This is a genomic window from Streptomyces montanisoli (assembly GCF_017813245.1).
GTDB lineage: Bacteria > Actinomycetota > Actinomycetes > Streptomycetales > Streptomycetaceae > Streptomyces > Streptomyces montanisoli.
The window spans coordinates 1-2,271 of the sequence record NZ_JAGIQL010000335.1 but is presented as its reverse complement, the minus strand read 5'-3'; the positions used below and the strand labels follow the sequence as shown (position 1 = coordinate 2,271).

Below are 2,271 nucleotides of genomic sequence, written 5' to 3'. Positions count from 1 at the left end.
CGGCGTGCCCGCGGCGCCCGCGGTGCTCGCGCCCTGCGCGGGCGCGCGCCGCGGCTGGGCGGCGACGCCGTTCTGCACGTCCATCACGGCGTGCGCGACGAGCCCGCCCATCGGGTCGTGCCTGATGAGGTCCCTGAGCCGGGAGCGCGACGAGCGCCCCTCGTTGCCCGGGTAGAGGTGCTTGCCGAGACCGACCGCGTGGGCCAGCGCGGCGAGCGCCGCGGTCCGCGGGTCCGGCGGTACGCCGGTGCGGATCGCACTGTCCAGCCGGGCCCTGATCTCCCGGCTGACCGCCGTGTCCGTCGCTTGGTAGCGCGTCGTCGGCAGCACTCCGCACATCTGGCCCGCCACGGCATGCACCATGCCGCACCGCTCCAGATGGCAGAGGTAGGTCTGGCGCAGCCCCAGCCGGGGCCCGCCGATCCAGTGGACAGCCCGTACCGGGCTGCCGCGTCTGCGCAGCAGCTCCAGTGCGGAGTCCAGAGTCGGATCTCCGGTCGGCCGCGGCATCACCACGGCGATACGATCCCCGTCAGGGGCTATCCGCCCCGCCAGAGCCAGCTCCACTAGCTGTGCTCCGGCCAGGCCTAGGTCGAGCGACTGCGGCTGCGCTGTGGTACCCGTGGCCGGGTCCAGAGCGAGCAGCAGAAGCTCCTCCGGAATTGTTCTGCGGCTCCTGCCCATCCATGCCTCCCCGCGTGGATGAATGACAGGGTGACCCCTCTCACATTGGTCTGTCGAGAGCGCCTGGGTGCTTTGTGCGGGAACCGTTATGTATGTCGTTCTCGTCTAGGACACGGGCGGCGGTCCTGAACGGGAAACTGGAAGACGGTCCGGACGGCGCGGTCCGGCGCCCAGAGGCGCCGACGGCGGAGCGATACGAAGGAGACACGGTGGCGGGCGAGTCCCCCGGCAAGTCGGAACAGCAGAAGTCATCGGGGGAGACGGCTCCGGAGGCACGAGAGCGGCCCGCCGCGGCACCGCGCGAAGCGGAGGCGGACGGCGCGACGGTTGCAGGTGCGAACGGTGAGGCCGAGGCGGACGCGGCGATAACCGGGGCCCCCGAGGCCCCGGAATCCCCGGCCGCCCCCGCGACCGCGGATTCGGCTCCGGCCGAACCGGCCGCGCCGGGCCGTGCGGCCGACCGCGACGCCGCCGCCGACGAGGACGCGCGTGGCGGCTCCGCCCCCGCGGCTCAGCCCGAGGCCGAGCCCGTAACGGCAGACGCGCCGAGCGGCGCCACCCGTGCGGATGGCCTCGACGACGAGGCCGAGGAGGCCGACGGGCACGCGCCGACGCGACGTGCGTCGGGCGAGGGTGATGCGGACGCGGCGGACGGTGCGGCCGGGCAGGACGGCCCGAGTGGTGCCGCCGGTGCGGCCGGTCTCGACGACGAGGGCGAGATGGCCGACGGGCACGCGATGACGCGACGTGCGTCGGACGGCGTGGACGGGGACGCCTCGGACGGTGCGGCCGGGCAGGACGCCCCGGCCGGTGCCGCCGGTCTCGACGACGAGGCCGAGGAGGCCGACGGGCACACGAGGACGCGACACTCGCCGGATGGCGCGGACGGGGGCGCCTCGGTCGGTGCCGCCGGTACGGACGACGTGCACGAGGTGGCGGCCGGCGCGGCCTCGGCGACGCGACGTTCGTCGGACGAGGACGATGCGGGCGCGCCGGACAGTGCCGCCGGGCAGGACCGTGCCTCCGACGCGGACTCGCCGCGCGTCTCCGAGCCTGGTGCTCAGCCCGAGGCCGAGCCCGCAACGGCCGATGCCGACGCGGACGCGGCGGACGGTGGCGCCCGGCACGACAGCCCGAGTGGTGCCACCGGTGCGGACAGCCTCGATGCCGAGGCCGAGGCGGCCGACGCACATGGGGCGACGGACGAGGACGCGCCGGGCGCGGAGCCCGAGTCCGAGTCCGTAGCACCCGCCGCCGACTCGACCGCGGCGGGTGACGGCTCGTCCCGGCGCGGCACAGACACGGACGCCGGCTCCGGGCCCGGCTCCGCCGGGCGCCCCGCCGTGGGCTCGGACGGGCCCTCCGTTCCCGGTCCCGCCAAGGCCGGCGGGGGCCGTACGCCCGAGCCTCGCGGCTCCGCCGCGCCCGCCGCGCCCCGCGGGCCCCGGTGGGCCAAGGGTGTCGATCAGCCCACGACCACCATGCGCGCCGCACGCCCGGCCGCGGAGCCGCCCGTCGACCAGCCGACCACCGCCCTGAAGGTGCCCGCCGCGCCGCCGCTGAACGGCGGCAAGGGCGCCGGGCCCG

Annotated in this window: 1 protein-coding gene and 1 pseudogene; one reads left to right on the top strand and one right to left on the bottom strand. The window is 76.4% G+C overall.

The window, feature by feature from the left end:
• Window positions 1-684, bottom strand: a 684-nt coding sequence (locus JFN87_RS32950) for a GOLPH3/VPS74 family protein (RefSeq protein WP_209346161.1), incomplete at its 3' end; no start/stop codon positions are given.
• A gap of 209 nt (window positions 685-893) precedes the next feature.
• Between JFN87_RS32950 and JFN87_RS32945 the strand changes: the two are divergent.
• Window positions 894-2,271 (top strand): annotated as a pseudogene (locus tag JFN87_RS32945) (hypothetical protein); the annotation flags it as partial.